This window comes from Acinetobacter sp. SH024, assembly GCF_000163635.1.
Classification (GTDB): domain Bacteria; phylum Pseudomonadota; class Gammaproteobacteria; order Pseudomonadales; family Moraxellaceae; genus Acinetobacter; species Acinetobacter pittii.
The window spans coordinates 602,421-624,218 of record NZ_GG753600.1 but is presented as its reverse complement, the minus strand read 5'-3'; the positions used below and the strand labels follow the sequence as shown (position 1 = coordinate 624,218).

Annotated in this window: 16 protein-coding genes and 1 pseudogene; 8 read left to right on the top strand and 9 right to left on the bottom strand. The window is 40.3% G+C overall.

Annotated features, from left to right (window positions below; all coding sequences use genetic code 11):
* Positions 1-72 precede the first annotated feature (72 nt).
* Entirely contained in the window at positions 73-3,555 is a 3,483-nt protein-coding gene (locus HMPREF0013_RS08860; RefSeq protein WP_002114166.1) for an indolepyruvate ferredoxin oxidoreductase family protein, read from the bottom strand.
* A 204-nt stretch (positions 3,556-3,759) separates the two neighbouring features.
* On the opposite strand from HMPREF0013_RS08860, the gene HMPREF0013_RS08855 reads away from it, so the two are divergent.
* Positions 3,760-4,701: a LysR family transcriptional regulator gene (locus HMPREF0013_RS08855; protein WP_002114430.1), complete on the top strand. Its 942-nt coding sequence runs from the start codon at positions 3,760-3,762 to the stop codon at positions 4,699-4,701.
* A gap of 250 nt (positions 4,702-4,951) precedes the next feature.
* On the opposite strand, the gene HMPREF0013_RS08850 is transcribed toward HMPREF0013_RS08855, so the two are convergent.
* Genes HMPREF0013_RS08850 through HMPREF0013_RS08830 form a run of 5 tightly spaced genes read right to left on the bottom strand, consistent with a single transcriptional unit; the run spans position 4,952 to position 11,465 of the window.
* Positions 4,952-5,854, bottom strand: a complete 903-nt coding sequence (locus tag HMPREF0013_RS08850) for a hydroxymethylglutaryl-CoA lyase (RefSeq protein WP_002114272.1) — start codon at positions 5,852-5,854, stop codon at positions 4,952-4,954.
* Entirely contained in the window at positions 5,851-7,842 is a 1,992-nt protein-coding gene (locus HMPREF0013_RS08845; protein WP_002114244.1) for an acetyl/propionyl/methylcrotonyl-CoA carboxylase subunit alpha, read from the bottom strand. The genes HMPREF0013_RS08850 and HMPREF0013_RS08845 overlap by 4 nt, the downstream gene beginning before the upstream one ends.
* Positions 7,843-7,853: 11 nt before the next feature.
* Complete coding sequence (locus tag HMPREF0013_RS08840) at positions 7,854-8,657, bottom strand: enoyl-CoA hydratase/isomerase family protein (protein ID WP_002114236.1); 804 nt, start codon at positions 8,655-8,657, stop codon at positions 7,854-7,856.
* A 9-nt stretch (positions 8,658-8,666) separates the two neighbouring features.
* Positions 8,667-10,268 carry a carboxyl transferase domain-containing protein gene (locus HMPREF0013_RS08835; RefSeq protein ID WP_002114270.1) on the bottom strand — a complete coding sequence of 534 codons (1,602 nt, stop codon included), beginning with the start codon at positions 10,266-10,268 and terminating at the stop codon, positions 8,667-8,669.
* 24 nt (positions 10,269-10,292) lie between these two features.
* The gene (locus HMPREF0013_RS08830; RefSeq protein WP_002114559.1) at positions 10,293-11,465 is read right to left on the bottom strand and encodes an isovaleryl-CoA dehydrogenase; all 1,173 of its coding nucleotides are present in this window, start codon (positions 11,463-11,465) and stop codon (positions 10,293-10,295) included.
* 144 nt (positions 11,466-11,609) lie between these two features.
* On the opposite strand from HMPREF0013_RS08830, the gene HMPREF0013_RS08825 reads away from it, so the two are divergent.
* The 5 genes from HMPREF0013_RS08825 (at position 11,610) to HMPREF0013_RS08805 (ending at position 17,791) form a co-directional block, all read left to right on the top strand.
* Positions 11,610-12,227: a TetR/AcrR family transcriptional regulator gene (locus tag HMPREF0013_RS08825; RefSeq protein WP_002114305.1), complete on the top strand. Its 618-nt coding sequence runs from the start codon at positions 11,610-11,612 to the stop codon at positions 12,225-12,227.
* 110 nt (positions 12,228-12,337) lie between these two features.
* On the top strand, positions 12,338-14,032 hold the full coding sequence (locus tag HMPREF0013_RS08820) for an AMP-binding protein (protein ID WP_002114570.1): 1,695 nt from the start codon (positions 12,338-12,340) through the stop codon (positions 14,030-14,032).
* A 71-nt stretch (positions 14,033-14,103) separates the two neighbouring features.
* Positions 14,104-14,775, top strand: a complete 672-nt coding sequence (locus HMPREF0013_RS08815; protein WP_002114208.1) for a class I SAM-dependent methyltransferase — start codon at positions 14,104-14,106, stop codon at positions 14,773-14,775.
* Between the two features lie 276 nt (positions 14,776-15,051).
* A complete protein-coding gene (locus HMPREF0013_RS08810) occupies positions 15,052-16,335 on the top strand; it encodes a DcaP family trimeric outer membrane transporter (RefSeq protein ID WP_023187918.1) in 1,284 nt (427 codons plus the stop codon).
* Between the two features lie 100 nt (positions 16,336-16,435).
* The gene (locus HMPREF0013_RS08805; RefSeq protein ID WP_005802478.1) at positions 16,436-17,791 is read left to right on the top strand and encodes an MFS transporter; all 1,356 of its coding nucleotides are present in this window, start codon (positions 16,436-16,438) and stop codon (positions 17,789-17,791) included.
* Between the two features lie 47 nt (positions 17,792-17,838).
* Here HMPREF0013_RS08805 and HMPREF0013_RS08800 read toward each other — a convergent pair whose 3' ends face one another.
* On the bottom strand, positions 17,839-19,077 hold the full coding sequence (locus HMPREF0013_RS08800; RefSeq protein WP_002114468.1) for an SGNH/GDSL hydrolase family protein: 1,239 nt from the start codon (positions 19,075-19,077) through the stop codon (positions 17,839-17,841).
* A gap of 111 nt (positions 19,078-19,188) precedes the next feature.
* Between HMPREF0013_RS08800 and HMPREF0013_RS08795 the strand changes: the two genes are divergently transcribed.
* Positions 19,189-20,094, top strand: a complete 906-nt coding sequence (locus tag HMPREF0013_RS08795) for a LysR family transcriptional regulator (protein WP_005076569.1) — start codon at positions 19,189-19,191, stop codon at positions 20,092-20,094.
* Here the strand turns inward: HMPREF0013_RS08795 and HMPREF0013_RS25250 are convergent.
* On the bottom strand, positions 20,087-20,389 hold the full coding sequence (locus HMPREF0013_RS25250; protein ID WP_016806122.1) for a hypothetical protein: 303 nt from the start codon (positions 20,387-20,389) through the stop codon (positions 20,087-20,089). The genes HMPREF0013_RS08795 and HMPREF0013_RS25250 overlap by 8 nt on opposite strands.
* A 905-nt stretch (positions 20,390-21,294) precedes the next feature.
* Here HMPREF0013_RS25250 and HMPREF0013_RS25085 point away from each other — a divergent pair.
* Entirely contained in the window at positions 21,295-21,441 is a 147-nt protein-coding gene (locus HMPREF0013_RS25085; RefSeq protein WP_002114459.1) for a hypothetical protein, read from the top strand.
* A 127-nt stretch (positions 21,442-21,568) separates the two neighbouring features.
* Here the strand turns inward: HMPREF0013_RS25085 and HMPREF0013_RS08780 are convergent.
* A pseudogene (locus tag HMPREF0013_RS08780) lies at positions 21,569-21,798 on the bottom strand (IS30 family transposase); the annotation flags it as partial.

Here is a 21,798-nt window from a genome sequence, read left to right as displayed (position 1 = left end):
ACTTAAAATTAAATTTTAAGTACAAATAAAAAGTCATCCCTAAGGATGACTTTTTTATTTTGAGATTTAATTTTAGTTACGGACTTTTAGCAGTGTTGGTGTAAGTTCATCCCAACGTTGTTTTGCAGCGTCCATTGCTTTCATTTTGATATGACCATAACCACGAACTTCTGCCGGTAATTTTGCAATTTGTTCAGCAACTGCCAAGTTATGATTGTCTGGTGCTTCAACAAGTGCTTCAACAAATGCGATGTAACGGTCACGCCAAGCTTGTTCGTGTTGACGCTCTTCTTGACGTGCAAATGGGTCAAGGAAAGTTTCACGAAGCCATTGTAAGCGAGCAAGCATCATCATTGGGAAGCGCATCCAGTAACCAAACGCACGTTTACGGACATTTTTTAGACCACCGAGTAATGCTGGTGGGGCAAGGTGATACGTTAAACGTAAGCCTTTACCAAACTGGGTTTCAATTGATTCTTTGAAGCTTTTACCTGTTAAAAGACGTGCAACTTCATATTCATCTTTATAAGCCATGACTCTGTATAGCTGAGTTGCAATTGTACCTGTTAACTCTTCTGGTAACTTTTTAGCTGCCAATTCTACAAGTGTGCGGTATTTAGCTGCATAAGCTTCATTCCAGTAGTCTGTTAGACGAGCAGAACGATCTTCAACAAGTTCAGCCAAAGTTTGCGGAGTTTTGGTTTTTGGCATTGCCGCAACTAAGCGTCCAGCTAAAGTTGGGTCACTTGCAAGATGACAACCCACACGGAAAGCTTCGAGGTTCTTTTCAACGGCAGTACCATTTAAGCGAATTGCTTTTTCAATACTTTCACGTAATAGCGGAATGCGTCCAGACTGCCATGCCATACCGAGTAATAACTGGTTGGTATAGATTGAATCACCTAAGAGCTGAGTTGCAATTCGAGCCGCTGGCAGAGAAACCAGTTGACCTTGACGAACACGACCACGAAGACGATCAATTAAATCACTAATAGGCGCATACCAGTCACGAGATTTAATAAACTCAGAAGTAGGAGTGCTGTCTTCATTCACAATAACTAAAGCATCATCTTTTAAGCGAGATAGAGCAGCGCTACCACCAGCCACTACGGCATCTGCACCGATGAGTAATTCACATTGTCCTGCCGGAATTTTGGTAGAAGAAATTTGCTCATCACTTGCCGCAAGTTGAACGTATGAATAAACCGTACCACCTTTTTGGGCAAGACCTGCCATGTCCATAACACGGGTTGCTTTACCTTCTAGGTGAGCCGCCATACCAAGCAGTGCACCAATAGTCACAACACCTGTACCACCAATACCACCAACCATAATACGGCTTGGAACGTCATATAACTGAGGAATAACGGGTGATGTCGGCCAGCCTGCACCAATACCTTCAAATTTAGCTGGACGTTTCATATCACGTGTATGAACAGTTACGAAACTAGGGCAGAACCCTTCGGCACAAGTGAAGTCTTTGTTACAGCTACTTTGGTTAATTTGACGTTTAGTCCCTAAAGCTGTTTCTACAGGTTCAATAGATAAACAGTTTGATTTTTTCGAACAGTCGCCACAGCCTTCGCAAATATCACTATTAATGTATAAACGCTCAGCCGGATCAGGGTAGGCATCACGTTTGCGACGACGGCGTTTTTCGCTGGCACATGTTTGTACATAAATTAAAGCGGTGACACCTGTAACTTCACGAAGCTCACGTTGAACTGTATCGAGTTCATTACGGTGGCGAATTTCGACACCCGGTGCAATGCCATCTTCTTCGTTTAATAGTTTAACTTCATCCGTCACGATGACTTGTTTTTTAATGCCTTCGGCAGCAAGCTGACGAGTTAACTGCGCAACGCTCAAATGTCCATCTACATGCTGACCACCTGTCATAGCGACTGCATCGTTGTAGAGGATTTTGTAGGTAATATTGGTTTTTGCAGCAATAGACTGACGAATTGCTAAATAACCTGAGTGGAAGTAAGTTCCGTCACCAAGGTTAGCAAAAATATGTTTTTCATTGGTAAATGGTGATGCACCGACCCAACTTACACCTTCACCGCCCATTTGAGAGAAAGTTTCTGTACCGCGGTCAAGTGAAACTGCAATATAGTGACAACCGATACCGCCTAATGCACGGCTACCTTCAGGGACGACTGTTGATGAGTTATGTGGGCAACCACTACAGAAATATGGTTTACGTTCTGCAAGATCAATTACACGTTTTGATTCTTGCTCTGCTTTTAGCAGTAAGTCGATTCTGCTTTGGATTTGTGCTTTTAAGTTTTCTGGAATATCAAGTTTTAAGAAGCGAGCAGCCAACATTTTTGCAATCGGTTCAGGCTGATACTCATAGTGACCAATGAGCGGTGCTTCTTCAATAGAAGTACTCCATTCGCCTTTGCCGTCAGTTGCTTTACCAATAACATGTGGACGTTTGCCATCAGGAAGTGAGTACAGCTCATCTTTAATTTGTGTTTCAATAATTGGACGTTTTTCTTCAATAACGATCAGTTCTTGTAAACCTTCGGCAAACTCACGAACGCCTTGTGGTTCTAAAGGCCAAATCATCCCAACCTGATAAACACGTAACCCAAGCTGTTGGGCAGTTTCATCTTCAATACCTAAAATGCGTAAGGCTTCAATGGTATCTAAATAACCTTTACCACTTGCAGCAATACCAATACGGGCATTTTCACAAGGCCATGTAACGGTGTTGATTTTGTTGGCACGGGCATAGGCCAAAACAGCAGGTAAGCGATATTTATAAAGACGTTCTTCTTGCTGAATGCCGTGGTCTGGCCAACGAATATTGACACCACCCTCTGGGAAATTGACATCTTCTGGTATAACCGGAGTAACACGGTCTAGGTCGACATGAACAGAAGCAGAAGTCTCTACAATTTCACTCACCAGCTTCATTGAAGACCAAAGGCCAGAAAAACGTGAAACTGCAATAGCGTGAACACCAAAGTCTAAAATTTGTTGAACGGATGTTGGATAGAAAATGGGAATACCGCAACCAATCATGACATGTTCAGACTGATGCGGGATTGTAGAAGATTTACATGAGTGGTCATCACCAAATAAAGCAACCACACCACCACGTTCAGAGGTACCAGCTAAGTTCGCATGGCGGAGTACATCGCCTGAACGGTCAACACCCGGGCCTTTACCATACCACCATGAAGACACTCCATCATATTTGCCTTGGCCTGAAAGATTAACTTGTTGGGTACCCCAAATAGCGGTAGCAGCCAAGTCTTCGTTTACACCAGGTTGAAATACAACATCATGGGATTTAAGTAATCCCTGAACTTGCCAAAGGAAACTATCATAGTTACCAACAGGAGAACCGCGATAACCAGAAATAAAACCAGCAGTATGATAACCATTCATCGCGTCACGGCGAGTTTGGGCAAGAGGCAAACGAACAAGTGCCTGAATGCCGGTCATATATGCTGTACCGTTATCACTTACATATTTATCTTCAAGTGACACATCCTTTGTTGCAATAATATTTGGAGTGACTTTTGTAGCTATATTCATTTATATCTCCTTAGAATTTTTAGTAGCTCGGACTACTTTCTTTTTTCAACATCCAGTTGAATATTTGGAGCAAGTGACATACGAAATAAAAAAAGATCGGTTCCTCTTCTTAAAAAGAATTAGTGCCAATGTATGTACATTTAGTCATTGTGGTTGATCTAAACTGGTGCAACAATCCGTAATTTAGGAAAACATATTTACGTTATGCGCAAAAATCTCGATGGTGGACTATTGCATGCAATGCATGCATTCCTGAAAGTGATTGATAGCGGGAGTTTCACAGCAGCAGCTGAGCAGATGGATCTGACCACAGCACAGGTTTCACGTCTTATCAGCGAGCTAGAAACACGCTTAGGTACAAAATTAATACAACGCTCAACACGCCAGCAGGCACTGACCGATATTGGTGCGACTTACGCAGAACGCTGTCGGCAAGTCATTTCAATGGTGGATGAAGCAGAATCAGAAGTAACAGGAACAGCATCTAAACCCAAAGGCCGTTTACGTGTATTAAGCATGGGAAGCTTTGGGCATCATTATGTTTTTCCAGTGATGGCCGAGTTTTGTAAGCATTACCCCGAATTAACAGTGGAATATACGACTTCACAGTACGTTCCAGACTTGTTGGCAAAAGGGGTGGATGTCAGTCTTTATCTGACTGAATCATTAACAGACTCTCGTTTTGTCGCACGCAGAATTGGCACTATCTTTTCTGTTTTATGTGCTTCACCTGCTTATTTAGAAAAGCATGGTATGCCGAAGTCCCCAGAAGACTTAAAAGATCATGCCTGTTTACGCTTGGTAAACCCGTCTATTACACCAGATTGGCACTTATTAAATACAAGTGGTGAGTCTTACCAAATCGACATTGGCGGGCAACTCATTGCAGATAACCCTGAGTTATTATTAGATGTAGTGCAACAAGATATGGGCATCGCATTATTGCCGATGTTTTCGGCTTTAGATGCGGTTCAAAATGGAAGATTATGTCATATCTTGCCAGAGTGGCGTTCGCCCGATATCGGAGTTTATACCTTGTTGCCTTCACGCCATTTTATCGATGCCAAAACACGTGCATGGTTAGATTGGGTGGAAGAATATATTTCTCCAAGAATTGAAATGGATGCATCTTATTTTTATAAATAATGAGATAAATTTTTTAAGGACTAAGATAAAAAAGTATGAAGAATAATACAGATTAGAATAAAAATAGGGTAGAGAATGCTTCTTTTGAAAGAGGCATTTAATACAGAGATAAACGATAAATTTTAAAAAAATTGCATAAGGGAATTAGTCCCAATTCCTGAACGAAATGAGATAAAGATGAGATAGGATGATCTGGTACTCAGCCTAATATTAAGTTTTATACCAGATGCTGAGCTATTTTAATTAATGACTACGCACACTTGGTTTGCCAATAAGCATTTGCATAATTCGACAAGCTTTTTCGGTTTAATACATTGCTAATATTTTGACTGGCTTGCATCAGTTTTTCTAAGTCAATGCCAGTTTCAAACCCCATGTGCGACAACAAATAAAACAAATCTTCGGTCGATACATTACCAGAGGCACCTTTGGCATAAGGGCAACCACCGAGTCCTGCAAGGGACGAGTCAAAAACACGAATGCCTTGCTGTAAAGACTGATAAATATTGGCAATCGCCATGCCATAGGTATTGTGGAAATGTCCTGCCAAAACCTTGCTGTCGAGTTCAGCAAGACAGGCTTGCCAAACCTTTTGAACGCGATCTGGTGTTGCGGTACCAATAGTTTCACCTAAAGACACCTCATAGCAGCCCATGTCATAGAGCCGTTTAACAACTTTTACCACTTGTTCAGGGGCAATTGCACCTTCATAAGGACAGTCGACAACGCAAGAGACATAACCGCGCACACGGATGTTATGCGCTTTTGCCGCGCTCATGACATCGCTAAATTTTTCAAAGCTTTCATCAATAGAGCAGTTGATATTTTTGCGGGTAAAACTTTCAGAAGCTGCGGTAAACACCGCAACCTCTTTGCATCCTACCGCTTGAGCAGTTTCAAAACCTTTGATATTGGGGGTGAGCAGGCTAAATTGCACATCAGTTGTTTGGGGTAACAGCTTAAATAGCTCATCACTTTGAGCCATTTGCGGTACCCATTTTGCCGAAACGCATGAACCGACTTCAATCGATTTCAGACCTGCATTAATAAGGTCATTAATAAAGTTTAAGCGTTGTTCGACAGTCAAAGCCTGCTTTTCATTTTGGAGGCCGTCTCTGGGACCGACCTCCACGATTTTGACAAACTCACTCATGCAACTTCCTCCTGTGCAGGCTGAAATTCAACAAGCTCGTCGCCAGCTTTGACCTGATCACCGACTTGGAAATAGGAGTCTACAATCACGCCGTCTTTAGGCGCACGAATGGTATATTCCATTTTCATGGCTTCAAGCGTCATTAAAATATCATCTTTCTTTACGCTATGATTTGCACTGACTAGCACTTGCGTGACTACACCCGGCATCGGTGCTTTTAAGTGACCTTCATCGGCTTGGCTATCTGCTTGATTAAAGTCTTGGCGAATATATGCAAACTTATAGCTTTGTCCATTTTGGAACAAGGTAATGCCTTGCTGACTTTGGTTAAAAGATAGCTTTTGCTGAGTCCCACCAATTTGAACAGATGCCATATGCGCATCAAGCAATTGACCTGAAATCGGGTAGCTTTGACCGTTATATTCTGCGGTGAAGCCATGTTCATTTGAGGCAAACTTGATTTGGGTATTTTGGTTTAAATAATTCAGTTTGATGCTGTGCTGATAAGCAATATTTAAACGCCAAAGTGGCTGAGTTTGCCAAAGCTGTTTTTGGTTTGAGCTGTTGTTATTAAGTTGGCTTAAAAACTCAATAAATGCTGCTGCTACCACCAGTTCCGGTTTAATTTCTTCAGGACTAAACAAGAAGTTTTGTTCACGTTGAATCAGGTTGGTATCAAGCTTGGCTTGTTTAAAAGATTCACTACGAACAATCTTTTCCAGAAAGGCAATATTGTTGCCTAAGCCATCGACATGGAATTGGCTTAAAGCGTGTTGCATTTGAATGAGCGCAGCTTCACGGTTTTTACCCCATACAATGAGTTTGGCAATCATTGGGTCGTAATAGGTCGTGATTTCATCGCCTTCAACAATACCGCTGTCTACACGCACATATTGGTTTTGAGTTGGGTAACGCAAATAGTCAATTTTACCAATGGCAGGTAAAAAGCCTTTTTCAGGTTCCTCAGCATAAATCCGTGCTTCGAGCGCATGTCCGTGAATCTGCAATTCGTTTTGTAGTTTAGGTAAAGGTTCACCATAAGCCACACGAAGTTGCCACTCAACCAAGTCTTCACCTGTAATCATTTCGGTGACAGGGTGTTCGACTTGTAAACGGGTATTCATTTCCATGAAATACGCCGTTCCATCTTGTTCCACAATAAACTCAACTGTACCAGCACCGACATAATTTACCGCACGCGCAGCATCAATTGCAGCTTGGCGCATTGCATCGAGCTTCTCGCTTGGCATTTGTGGAGCAGGGGCTTCTTCTAACACTTTTTGATGGCGACGCTGTACCGAACAATCACGTTCAAACAAATGTACATAATTGCCATGTGTATCGCCAAACACTTGTACTTCAATATGGCGAGGTTGAATCACATAACGCTCAATCAAGACATCATCATTACCAAAGCTCGATTTAGCTTCACGTTTACAAGAGGCTAAGGCATGCAAAAAGTCTTCACTGCGTTCAACCAGACTCATGCCTTTACCACCGCCGCCCGCACTGGCTTTAATTAAAACAGGATATCCAATTCGATCTGCCTGCTGTTTTAAAAAGTCAGCATCTTGGTTGGTTCCGTGATAGCCCGGTGTTAAAGGAACACCTGCTTTTTCCATTAAAGCTTTAGAGGTCGCTTTTAAGCCCATTGCTAAAATGGCATCCACTGGTGGGCCAATAAAGCAAATATTGTGTTGTTGGCAAGCGAGTGCAAACTGATCATTTTCTGAAAGGAAGCCGTAGCCTGGGTGAACCGCTTGGCTGCCCGTATCGATCGCTGCCTGAATAATGCGGTCTGCTTGTAAATAACTTTGCGTTGCAGGGGACTGACCAATATAAATCGCTTCATCTGCAAGTTTGACATGTTGTGCATTTGCGTCTGCATCTGAGTAAACGGCAACCGTTCTAATACCTAATTTTTTAGCTGTACGAATTACGCGGCAGGCAATCTCGCCACGGTTCGCAATTAAAATCTTTTCAAACATGATGATCGTCCTTAATTGTTGTTATTCGAGTTAGAAATCCAAGCAGGCTGTTGCTTATTTAAAAAAGCACTCAGACCTTCTTTTGCCTCACTGCCTTGACGAACTTGAGCAATATGATGTGCTGTCTGTTGCAGCAAGTCATTACTCATGGTCTGGTTGCTCACCATTTGAATGAGTTGTTTTGAGGCCGCTTGAGCGTGCGGGCCACCGAGTAATAGAGCATCAATAATTTCTTGAACTTTTTTATCTAAGTCTTCAGCATCTGCAACTTCGTGTGCCAAACCAATGTGTTTGGCTTCACGTGCTGAAATTCGCTCTGCAGTTAAGAAGTAACGAGAGGCTTGTCTTGCACCAATCGCACGAATTACATAGGGACTAATGGTAGATGGAGCAAGTCCTAAACGAACCTCAGATGTTGCAAACTTGGCATCAGTGCTGGCAATGCAAATATCACATGCTGACGCTAAACCCATACCACCACCAAAGGCAATGCCATGCACGCGGGCAATAGTCGGTTGTTTAAGTGTTGCAAGTGCATCTAACATTTGGGCAAGTTTTAATGCATCTGCTTCATTTTCAGCTGAAGATGCCTGACCTGCTTGTTTCATCCAGTTGAGGTCGGCACCTGCTGAAAAGCTTTTGCCGCGACCAGCTAAAACCACAACACGAATGTCATCACGTGTATTAATTTGCTTAAAACAGGCATGCAATTCTTCAATGACTGTAGTATTAAAAGCATTGTGCAATTCAGGGCGGTTCAGCCAAACATAGGCAACCCGATCTTGTTGTTCGAGTTGTAAAAATTGATAGCTCATATACACCTCTTACATGCGGAACACGCCAAATTTGGTTGGTTGGATTGGTGCATTCATAGCAGCAGCAAGACTTAAACCAAGTACCTGACGAGTTTGAGCTGGGTCAATTACACCATCATCCCAAAGTCGGGCAGAAGCATAATACGGATGGCCTTGACGCTCGTATTGTTCACGAATCGGTTGTTTAAATTCGTCTTCTTCTTGTACTGACCACTGGGCACCTTTTTGCTCAATCTGATCACGTTTTAAAGTCGAGAGGACGCTTGCCGCTTGTTCGCCGCCCATCACTGAAATACGAGAGTTCGGCCAAGTCCATAAAAAGCGTGGTGAATAAGCACGTCCGCACATACCGTAGTTACCCGCACCAAACGAACCACCAATAATCAAGGTGAGTTTTGGTACATTTGCGGTTGCAACTGCCATAACCAATTTAGCGCCGTTTTTTGCAATCCCTTCATTTTCATACTGGCGACCAACCATAAAGCCCGTAATGTTTTGTAGGAATAACAATGGAATATTGCGCTGAGTGCACAGCTCAATAAAGTGCGCACCTTTTTGTGCAGACTCGGAAAATAAAATCCCGTTATTGGCAATAATCCCGACTGGCATACCATAGAGTGAAGCGAAACCGGTAATCAGTGTTGAACCAAAACGTGCTTTAAACTCATCAAAACGTGAGCCATCTACAATACGGGCAATCACTTCATGTACATCGAAAGGTTTACGCGCATCACTTGGCACCACACCATAGAGTTCTGATGCATCAAACAATGGTTCATCAACTTGTTTATTTAACTCATTTGGCTTTTTATTAAGGTTAGCGACAATGTTTCGTGCAATCGCAATTGCATGTTCATCATTTTCGGCTAAATGGTCAGCCACACCTGAAAGACGTGTGTGGACATCACCACCACCTAAATCTTCACTACTCACCACTTCGCCAGTTGCAGCTTTTACTAGAGGAGGGCCGCCTAAGAATATTGTACCTTGATTACGGACAATAATGGTTTCATCAGACATGGCAGGAACATAAGCACCACCTGCGGTACAGCTACCCATCACCACAGCAATTTGGGCAATACCTAGGCTCGACATGCGTGCCTGATTATAGAAAATACGCCCAAAGTGATCACGGTCTGGGAAAACTTCATCTTGCATTGGTAAATAGGCACCACCAGAATCCACCAAATAAATACAAGGCAAGTGATTTTGTTCAGCAATTTCTTGTGCGCGTAAATGCTTTTTAACCGTAAGTGGGTAATACGTTCCACCTTTAACCGTTGCATCGTTAGCAACGATCATGCAAGTGATGCCGTTGACCTGACCAATACCCGCGATCACCCCAGCGGCAGGTACATCATCTTCATAAACGTTGTACGCTGCCAATTGACCAATTTCTAAAAATGCCGTGCCGACATCAATCAGTTGATCAATACGTTCGCGGGGTAAAAGCTTACCTCGAGCCAAATGTTTTTGACGGGCATTTTCACCACCACCTAACGCAATACGCTGGGCAACTTGTTTGAGATCTGTGACCAATGTTTGCATGGCTTGCTGGTTTGTTTTGAAGTCTTCACTTCGAACATTAATCTTGCTTTGTAATTGGTTCATAAGATGCGTCCTTATTTATAATTATTATTTGGTTTCATTGAAGAGTTCACGGCCAATCAGCATGCGGCGAATTTCAGAAGTTCCTGCACCAATTTCATAAAGTTTTGCATCACGCCATAAACGGCCAGCAGGGAATTCATTGATATAACCATTACCGCCTAAAGTTTGAATTGCTTCACCAGCCATCCATGTTGCTTTTTCAGCAGCATATAAAATGGCACTTGCGGCATCTTTACGTAGACTGCGGTCATGGTCGGCTTTATCACATGCAGCACCAACAGCATAAACGAGTGCTTTACATGCCAACCAAGTTGAATACATATCTGCAAGTTTGCCTTGCATAAGTTGGAATTCACCTAAAGCTTGGCCAAACTGTTCGCGTTGATGTAAATAAGGAATTACCACATCCAGACAGGCATCCATAATGCCTAAAGGGCCAGCACTTAAAACTGCACGTTCATAGTCTAGGCCGCTCATCAGTACTTTTGTACCGTTACCAACACCACCGAGTACGTTTTCAGCAGGAACTTCTACATTGTCAAAGAACAGCGGGTAAGTGTTAGAGCCACGCATACCGAGTTTGTCTAAATGGTTGCCGTGACTAAAGCCTTTCATGCCTTTTTCAATTAAAAAAGCAGTCATGCCTTTTGCGCCAGCTTGTGGGTCAGTTTTGGCGTAAACCACCAATACATCTGCATCACCGCCGTTAGTGATCCACATTTTTGAACCGTTTAAAACAAAGTGATCACCTTTTTGCTCGGCGCGTAATTTCATGCTGACGACATCAGAGCCCGCATTCGGTTCAGACATCGCAAGGGCACCCACATATTCACCGGAAATCAGTTTTGGTAAATACTTTTGTTTTTGCTGCTCGTTACCGTTACGGTTAATCTGGTTTACACATAAATTAGAATGAGCACCGTATGACAAACCAATGGCTGCCGAAGCACGGGAAATTTCTTGCATAGCAATAATATGAGCTAAATAACCCATATTGGCACCGCCATATTCTTCAGAAACCGTCATGCCTAAAAGGCCCATATCTCCAAATTTTTTCCAGAGATGTGCAGGGAATTTGTTGTCTTGATCAACTTGTTGGGCAATTGGTGCAATTTCCTTTGCACAAAATGCTGCCACAGAATCTTGAAGCGCAATTAAAGTTTCATCTAGACCGAAATTCAAGCTGCGTAGGTTCATGATATCTTCATCCTATTGGTTATATTTGTTGTCCATAAAATATTTTGTGGGTATTTGATAATTACCATACAATGATTTTTTAAAAAAGTGAATACTGATTCATAAAATGATTTACAATTCATTTTATTTGTTAGAGAATAAATTATGAGCTATAAACGATCATCTTTAATGCAAGAGCGGATGGAACAAAATCGTAAGTCGATTTTGAGTTCAGCCAGAAAGTTAATTTCAGAGGGAGGGTTTAAAGACGCACAAATACAAACAATTGCAGAGCAGGCGGGTGTATCTAGTGGACTGGTTTATCGCTACTTTGATAATAAAAGCCAAGTACTGATTGAAGTTTTGTCCGAGGCTATTAATACAGAACTATTGGTCATCGATTCGATTACCGAAAGTGACTTATCGGCAAAGCAGAAATTACACAAGGCTGTGGCAACCTTTGTAAAAAGGGCACTGAATAGTCCTCAGCTTGCATATTCACTCATGTTTGAACCAGTGGATTCAACGGTTGAACATGAGCGTTTTCGTGTGAAGCAATTGATTAAACAAAGTATTAAAAAAATACTTGCGGATGGAAATGCAAGTGGTGAGTTTGTCTTGGATGATTTAAATACAGCAGCACTTTGTGTTGTCGGTGCCATGACCTATGTGGTGGTTGAACCTCTAGACCCAGCTCAAAATACAAAGTTTGATCATGCGCACAAAGACTATTTTTCAAAACAGATTGCTGATTTTTGTGTAGATGCTGTGCAGAGGAAATAGAGCATATAAAGGATAAAACAACACAAAGCAGGCGGTTTAGAAAAATAGTTGCAGTAACAACAATTAGATCAGGTAAGAAGAGAATTAAAAGAATCAAGGAGAATGATTCAATGCAACAAGAACGGTTAAGCTACGCCTCGGGACCAAGCACACAGCCCTTATTGGGTATGACCATTGGTGAACAATTCGATCAGGCCTGTTGGCAATATGCAGAAAAGGAAGCAATCGTCAGTTTCCACCAAAACAGACGATTAACCTACAAAGCTTTACAGGATGAAGTAAATGCTTTTGCTTGTAGCCTTTTAAAATTGGGATTAAGAAAAGGAGATCGATTAGCGATCTGGTCGCCTAATTGTGTGGAATGGACGGTAACCCAATTTGCAGCTTTTAAAGCAGGGATTATTTTAGTTAACCTGAATACAGCTTATAAAAGCCATGAACTTGAATATGTGTTGAATAAGGTCTCATGCAAAGGATTGATTATTGCTTCTCAATTCAAAACGACTGATTACCAAGAACTGCTCACAAAAATTGCCCCTGAGTTAACTAACAGTGCAGATAAAGTGCTGAGTTCAGCACGACTACCACATTTAAAATTTGTTATTAAAATTGATGATCAGCAACATACGGGTATTCATCGCTTTAGTGATTTAGTCACTACACCAACTTCTGAACAGCTAGAACAATTAAAACTATTAACCAAGCAACTTCAGTTTGATGAAACCATTAATATTCAATTTACATCAGGTACAACAGGTAATCCTAAAGGGACCATGTTGACCCACCATAATATTTTAAATAACGGTTATTTCGTGGGGGAAGGCATTCGTTTAACCGCGGAAGATAAAGTCTGTATTTCTGTGCCGTTGTTTCATTGTTTCGGCATGGTGATGGGGAATTTGGCATGTGTTACGCATGGTGCAACCATGGTCTATCCATCGGCTGTATTTAATCCTTTAGAAACTTTAAAAGCGATTCATCAAGAGCGTTGCACGGCAGCGTATGGCGTGCCAACCATGTTTATTGCAACCTTAGAGCATGAACAGTTTAATGATTTTGATCTATCGAGCTTAAGAACAGGCATTATGGCAGGTAGTCCTTGTCCACGTGAAATTATGCAACGTGTTATAGACCGAATGCATATGTCTGAAATCACCATTTGTTATGGCATGACCGAAACCTCGCCAGTGAGTGTACAAAGCTCGGTAAATGATTCGATTGATAAACGTGTGAGTACAGTTGGTCATGTTCATCCGCATGTTGAAATTAAAATTGTCGATTTAGAAGGGCAGATCGTTCCGCAAGGAACTTTGGGTGAGCTATGCGTTCGCGGTTATTCAGTGATGGCTGGCTATTGGGGCGAAGAAGAAAAGACCAAAGAGGTCATTGATGCTGCTGGCTGGATGCATACAGGTGATATTGCCGAAATGGATCAAGAGGGTTTTATTAAAATTAAAGGCCGTATTAAAGATGTGGTGATTCGCGGTGGGGAAAATCTCTTTCCAAAAGAAATTGAAGACTTTTTATACACTCATCCAGATGTGAGCGATGTGCAAGTTATTGGCTTGCCAGACGCTAGATATGGTGAAGAACTCTGTGCTTGTATTATTTTGCATGAGCATCATCAAATTGATGAAGACAGCATTCGCCAATTCTGCAAAGAGCATATTTCTCATAATAAAGTGCCGCGCTATGTCCGATTCTTTAATGAGTTTCCAATGACAGCTTCAGGCAAAGCGCAAAAGTTTAAATTGCAGGAAATTATGCGAGCTGAACTTAACTTAACTGGAAATGTCTTTGATTAAAGAAGTCGAAATTCAGGTCAAAGTGCAGCAAACTATAAGTTGAAAGGCAGTTTAAATAGAGGATAAACAAAATGGCAAAAGACTTTAATAGCCCAAAGGTAGTCGAAGGATATGACGAACATATTCGTAAATTAATTCCGGGTTATGAAGTGATCCATCAACAGGTGGATGCCATTTTGCAATCAGTGTTGCCGCCAAATGCTCATATTTTAATTGTGGGTTGTGGCACGGGGTATGAACTCGAATATTTACTTAAACGTCATCCAAACTGGAAATTTACAGCAGTTGATCCATCTTTGACTATGCTGCAAAAAGCTCAGGAACAGGTTGAACTTTTAGATAAATCTTCTCAAGTCACCTTTGTTCACGGTGAAACGTCAGCTTTACCTCTTGAGAATTGCTTTGATGCTGCACTTTCTATTCTCGTAGCTCATTTTATTGCAGATGACATAAAACCTGTTTTTTTTAAGGGTATTTATGATCGCTTAAAAGAAAAAGCGATTTTGCTGACCTACGATTTAATGACGTGTGTAAATCCACAGCATCTTCAAGCTTTACGTTATTTATGTTTGGCACAAGGCTTAACAGAAGAACAATGTCAAAAAATGTTAGAGCGTATGGCGCAAGACTTTTTTAGCCTAACCACTGAAGGATATATAAAACTTTTAGAAAAAGCTGGTTTTGAAAGTGTGCATCCTTATACGCAAATTTTGACGTATCAAGGGTTTATTGCAAAAAAATAATGGATTTGGGAAAGCGTTAATACGGATATAAAACCTGCATATTCTCAATGAGGAAGAGAATATAAAAACTGAAAAGAATTAGAAGATTTGGCTTTACTTAAAACAAATTAAAAGTGGTTTTCAGGCCGCTTTAGGGAGGTTTTGTCTAAAAAATATGATCGAAGGTCTTTCTTGTGAAAGGAAGGCAAATTTTAAGCACCTATTTTAGATAGGTACATAACAAAAAGGATGTCGAGATCTTTAAGTCTAATTAAAGATCAAAAGGAAAATTTCATGATGAAAGTTTTAAATACAACGGTTCAAAAAAGCCTGTTGGCTGTTTCTGTGACCCTGTTTATGTCTTTCGCTTTGGCAGGTCAAACAGATCCTGAAATAGCACAACTTCGCCAAGAAGTGAAAGAACTTCGGGCTATGTTACAAGCCAATATGCAGGCGCAAAAATCTTTATCGCAACAAAGAGTGGAGCTAGCAACTACTGCAACGCCCCAAGCTATTCAGCCTACAAAACAAGGTTTAACCAAGTCTGGTGCAGAATTTAACTTATATGGTTATATACGGGCAGATGCTTCTTATCAAATGAAGGGGGCATCTACGATGTATAACAATATTAGCGGTGTTCCACTTGAAAACACGCCAGAAGAATCTGCACAAAAAGACCAGTTGCACAGTACGGTTAATGTGACACGTTTCGGGTTGAATTTTAAAACCCCGACGGCCGCGGGTGAGGTGGGCGGAAAGTTAGAAATGGACTTCTTTGGGGCAGCCAGTCGTGATCAGTTTCGGATACGCCATGCTTATTTAACCTTTGATAAATGGTTGATTGGTCAAACGTGGTCAACATTTATTGCACCCGAATATTATCCGGAAACGATTGATGCGGGCACATTTGTAGGCAGTGCATTATTAAGATCACCACTAGTTCGCTATAGCGATAACTTAACGGCAAATACAAGTTTTGCAATATCGGTTGAAGATCCGAAATATACTGCGACTTCAGACCCAGATAATAAAATGCGTTTACCAGCGTTGGTAGGGCGCTTAAATCATAAATTTGCCAATGGCTCGATGTTGTCGGGACGTAGTTTTGTTGCCGAAAAGAGAACTAATCATGATGAGGAAGTCGCTTGGGGCGTAGGCTTCGGCGGTAAATACCAAATTACACCTGATACATTACTCAAAGCCGATTATTACCATGTCAAAGGAGATGGGCGTTTCCTACTATGGAGTAACAGCGGCTATGCAATAGATGATCAAAACAATATGCATAGCAATGAATTTGACACCGTTTCTTTAGGTATTACTCATCAATTTACACCGCAAATTCGTTCAACCTTAGCTTATGGATATATGAAAGCCAAAGATGATAACCGTTTTGCCGAATTACAACGTAATAGCACTACCCAAAATAAAGAGCTTTGGCAGGGCTGGGTGAATGCACTTTATAACCCATACAAACCAATTACCTTGGGCGTCGAATATGTGTATGGCGAACGAGAAACTTTTGATGGACGTAACGGGATTGATAACCGCTTCAATATGATGGCGAGTTATGACTTTTAATTTATTCAATAAAACCTTGAATAATTTGTTTTTTCTTTAGGGTGCAGTATGTCGTTTTAAAAAATTGAATATGAATTTATCTCACAAAGGAGGTGAGTAAATGACAACATCTAAATTAAATGTAAATGAAGTTATTGATCAGGCCAGATTTACCCCTTTTCACTGGAGTATTTTACTTTGGTGTTTATTAATTATTATTTTTGATGGTTATGATCTGGTGATTTATGGCGTGGTACTGCCTTTGCTAATGCAAGAGTGGTCGTTAACAGCTGTACAGGCGGGGATGTTAGCAAGTACAGCACTATGCGGAATGATGTTTGGGGCAATGTTCTTTGGAACATTGGCAGACAAAATAGGCCGTAAAAAGGTAATTTTAATCTGTGTGACTTTTTTTAGTGGTTTTACCTTTTTAGGTGCTTTTGCATCAAGCCCACTTGAGTTTGGGGTACTTCGGTTCTTGGCGGGACTAGGCATTGGTGGGGTTATGCCAAATTTAGTTGCACTTACATCAGAATATGCGCCTAAACGTATAAGAAGTACTTTGGTGGGAAGTATGTTTAGTGGTTATGCAATTGGGGGAATACTTTCAGCATTGATCGGTAGTTATTTGGTTGAAAGTCAGGGGTGGCAAATTATGTTTTTAATTGCCGGTATTCCATTATTTTTATTACCTGTCATTTGGAAGTTTTTACCTGAGTCTTTAACCTTTTTAGTTAAGACGGGTAAGACTGAGCAAGCACAGCGCATTATTCAAAAAATTTCGCCTGAACAAAACCTAACGATCACTACGCAATTAGTGCTTAATGAAGATAATGTTCCAACAGGTAGTTCTGTAAAGGGATTATTTCAACAAGGCCGTGCTTTCAATACACTCATGTTTTGGCTCGTGTTCTTTATGTGCTTGCTCATGGTGTATGCCTTAAGTAGCTGGTTACCAAAACTCATGCTGGCAGCAGGTTATTCACTCGGAAAGAGTATTTTGTTCTTGCTTGCTCTAAATGTTGGCGCAATGATCGGTTCAATCGGCGGCGGTATTTTGTCTGATAAATTCCATTTAAAACCGGTAATTATGGGAATGCTACTGGCGGGAGTTTTAGCTTTAGTCGGTTTAGGCTTTAAGTCACCCGCCTATGTTTTATATGGTTTGGTGACCGTTGCAGGAGCTGCAACGATTGGTACTTCAATTCTTCTTTATAGCTATGTTGCACAATATTATCCACTAAGTGTGCGTTCTACTGGGATTGGCTGTGCCTCTGGTGTAGGTCGAATTGGGGCTATTGTTGGACCTATCTTAACGGGCCTGTTATTGGGTTTAGAGTTACCACATAAGATGAACTTTGTGATGATCGCAATTCCTGCAATTTTAGCGCTTTTCGCCGTCATGGTTTTAAGACGATATGCAGCTGAAAAACAGCCTATTACACCAAAACTTAATGTCGAGTTAGAGGGGAATTAATCCATATTGATACAGGTAGGAAGCAAATTCCTACCTGTATCTAGACATTAATTATGGAGTAACTGGTTTACATCAACCAGATTTGCCATTTGTTGATTCCCACGGTCATTCGGATGTAAATGATCTCCCGAATCATAAATTGGATTTAATCGGTCAGGATGCTTAGGGTCTTTTAAACCTCGCTCAAGATCAAGTACGCCGTCAAATGTATGGCTGGTTCTGATCCAGTGATTAATGCGCTGACGTAATTCATCTTTATTCGGTTGATAGTAGTTATCAAGAGGAGTATTTGGTAAAGCTCCTGAAAATGGTAATAAGGTTGCTCCAATCACTTGAATACCTTGGCGATGTGCTTCATCTACAACACGTTTATAACCTTGAGTAAGTGCTTCAAAAGTCGGTATTTGTTGTTTAGGTGCAAAAGCAGTACCGGGCCATGAAATATCATTAATACCCACCAGAACAATTAATGTTTTCACACCTGAATATTGAAATATTTCTTTTTTCAAACGATCTAAAGCACTGTCACCCATACCGTCTGTGAGTAGTCGATTTCCTGAAATTCCACTGTTAATGACCGCGACTTGATGTGGCGATAAGCGCTTAGCTAAAAAGTCGGTCCATCGAGTATTTGCGTCTAGAGTTGCAGTTGCACCATCGGTAATTGAGTCGCCAATGACTGCAACAACATGGGCTTTACGCTTTGGTTTTACTTCGATAGACGATAATAATAATCGTGCGGTTGTTTTTTTTGCACTGCTAGGCGTATTTAAGTTCGCGGTCTGGTTACCCGTAATGAGCCAACTGGTTTGTTTCGCATCCCAATGAAAAGTTTTAAATGTAGTTGGCCTTTGAATAAAGGTATTTACCATTAACTGCCCATGATCTGGAACAGGGAGCTGGATTGGATCACTCATCAGTTGTTTGCCTGGTAAAATTTGTGCTTTAAGCTTTCCAGAGAAATAAACTGGATAAGCACTCTTTGATTTAAGACTTTGTCCTTTGACTAGCCCCACGGTAGTTTTATCAATATAGAGCGGTTGATCGCCATATTGATTGGTAAAAACGAGTCTAATAGCTTCACCACCTAAACTAATTTGACTAATTTGTTTAATGGTCTGATTCGATATTTGATCTGGAATATTGGTCGGGAAAACGAAATCTTTATTCCAGACTTTTTGTGGACTAGCTGCCCAAGTGGTAACCCACTGGCTCTTTTGTACTTCTGCTTGTGCAAAGCTCGTAAATAAAACAAGAGAGAATAGGGCGGGTTGATAAAGTTTCATCTCGTGAACTCTTTAAAACGAATTAAAGTTATCTTGAAACAAATTGCTGGCTTGTTATAGCGACCTAAGCGGAATAAGATTTGTGAATGAAATTCATAAATAGATTTTGTTATGTCATATTTTGATATTAATCGGTCTGGGGAGTTGGCAATTTTTATTCGAGTGGTCGAGTTAGGAAGCTTTTCAGCAGTCGCAAGAGCTTGTGACATGACGCCGTCTGCTGTGAGTAAGTTAATTTCACGCTTAGAAAAAAGACTTGGCGTCAGACTACTGAACCGTTCAACACGCCAGTTTCAGCTTACCAGTGAAGGATGCCAATTTTATGAGCAAGGCATTCAAATACTTAATAATCTGGATGAACTAGAACAATCTGTTACTGCAAATCACATGCCGCAAGGGCGTATTAGAATTCATACCAGTCTTTCATATTGGACGCATTTTTTATTGCCTTGTATTTCTCTATTTAACGAGCGCTACCCACAAATAGAATTAGAAGCTCATTTGAGTGATGAAGTCATTAATTTAGTTGAACAAAGAATTGATGTTGCAATTCGCACGGGACCTTTGAAAAGCTCAAATTTGGTTGCTCGCTCACTCGGACGCACTCAGAAACATTATGTATGTTCACCTACATATATTGAAAAGAATGGTTATCCGCAGCATCCAGAACAGTTATACGAACATCAGCTTTTAGACGTAAGTTACCAACGTCAAAATAAAACGTGGCTTTTTAAAAAAGACGATCAAGAAATCACACTTGCTCCCACTAAGGTTTTAAGAATAAATCATGGAGAAGCCATCTTGCAGTTAGCGCTTGCAGGTGCTGGTATTGCACAACTTAACCAATTCCAAGTCAAAAAAGCTTTAGAACAAAAACAGTTGGTCAAAATCCTTGAAGACTGGAATATCAAGGCTTCAGAAGAATTTCATGCTGTTTGGATAGGACATGATAAATATGTCCCTAAGCGCGTAAGGGCTTTTTTAGATTTCTTGGTAGAGCATGCAAAAGTTAGTTAATTGAGTCTTTTCTTGCGCTTAACTGACATTGGTGCATAGTTTCATTCATAGTTTCCACAAAGTGCATATTCGCATTAATATTTTGTAAGCTTACTTTGGGTAAGTTCTCTACAAACTGCGGCGAATAATGTTTTTCTAAAGAGTTATAAATACAGTTGCATTGTGAAAGTGCACGACCTGCCCAAACACAATGTGTATTAAATTCATTTTTACTGATAGACCTGCAACCTAATAAACTTATAGAACTTATTAATAGGGTGCAGATTAAAACAATACGATATAAAAAAAACATCATTATTGCTCTTCATTGGTTGTTGTTATCGTTAAGTCATGTTTATAGAAATTTTCTAGTCTTTATCGAGCGTTAAATATGGAAATATTTACTCTGAAAAGATAGGAAAGCAGAAACATAAAACTGTAGGATATTTTCTTGAAAATAGTTTCAGTTAAGTCGATAACGTGATGAAGAGTAGAAGAAAAAACACGATATAAAATAATAGTCATTAGAGACTCCTTGATGAAAGAAGTTGCGCCCAATCACTGCTATTAATTATGGTGGTGAAACGAAAGAGGGTTAGCAGACTGATACCTAAGAAACCAGCACACCCGAAGGTGTCCCACTCCCGTTCCTCCGTCAAAGGCACGAGGGGCTACACACCAAAAAACTTGTTTTTAGTGCGCTTAGGTAGACGGTCTGCTAAAACCGACTGACAAAATAGGTCAGCCGGAGCATCATAAGCTGAGCCTTAAAGCGGGTCAATTGCAAAAATAAAAGATTGGTTTATATAAACAAATATTAATATTTTTAAATTTTCATTAATAAAATAATGAGTTATTTAGAATTGAAAATATTGAATAATGGTTCAATAGAGGTTAAAAAATAATTTTTAATGTTTATATATCAAATATTTATTAATTGTTTATTTATATAGTGTTTGCAAGTAATGACTTATTTCAACATAAGTCAAAAAAGAGCGGGAAATTTTGATTTTATGAATATCATGTAATTAAATAAATAGCCGTTGCCAAATTTTAATTAAAATATCAATTGCAAGAAAAGTAATTTTTTAACATTTATATTATTTAGATTTTTACAAAAGCTTGCACAACCTACAAAACTTAAGAGAACCACAGCGGTAGGCCAACATAAGATAATGTTATTCATAAGCCTACATCTTAAGATTTATAAGGGTGACCTCAATGTTAAGAATTTTTTGTGCAGTGAGTATGGTAGTTGCAATCGCAATGGGTATGAGTGCCTGCCAAGATCGAAATTCAACAGATGATGATGGAACACATGGCTCGAATGACCCAGCAACTACTCAACAAATGGATAAAAACTCATAATTATTTCACTTAAGAAAACCTACATTTATGTGGGTTTTCTTATCGTTATTTTCTATAAAATATGTAACATAATAAAAAAAGCAATTATATAAAAATATAAAATTAATCAATAAATTAGTGGGCGAATTCAAACATGAGGTGCGACAGTTTCAAAAGCCATATGATAATCAACAAGCTGAGCAAATTTCTCTAATGGTGTAAGCCAATCTAACGCCTTTCTAGGACGAGTATTCAGTGACATGGCAACTTGATTTAAATAATGCTGATCTGCCTGATTTAAATCAATCCCTTTAGGTAAATATTGCCTAATTAAACCATTCATATTTTCGCATGTGCCTTTTTGCCAAGGTGAATGTG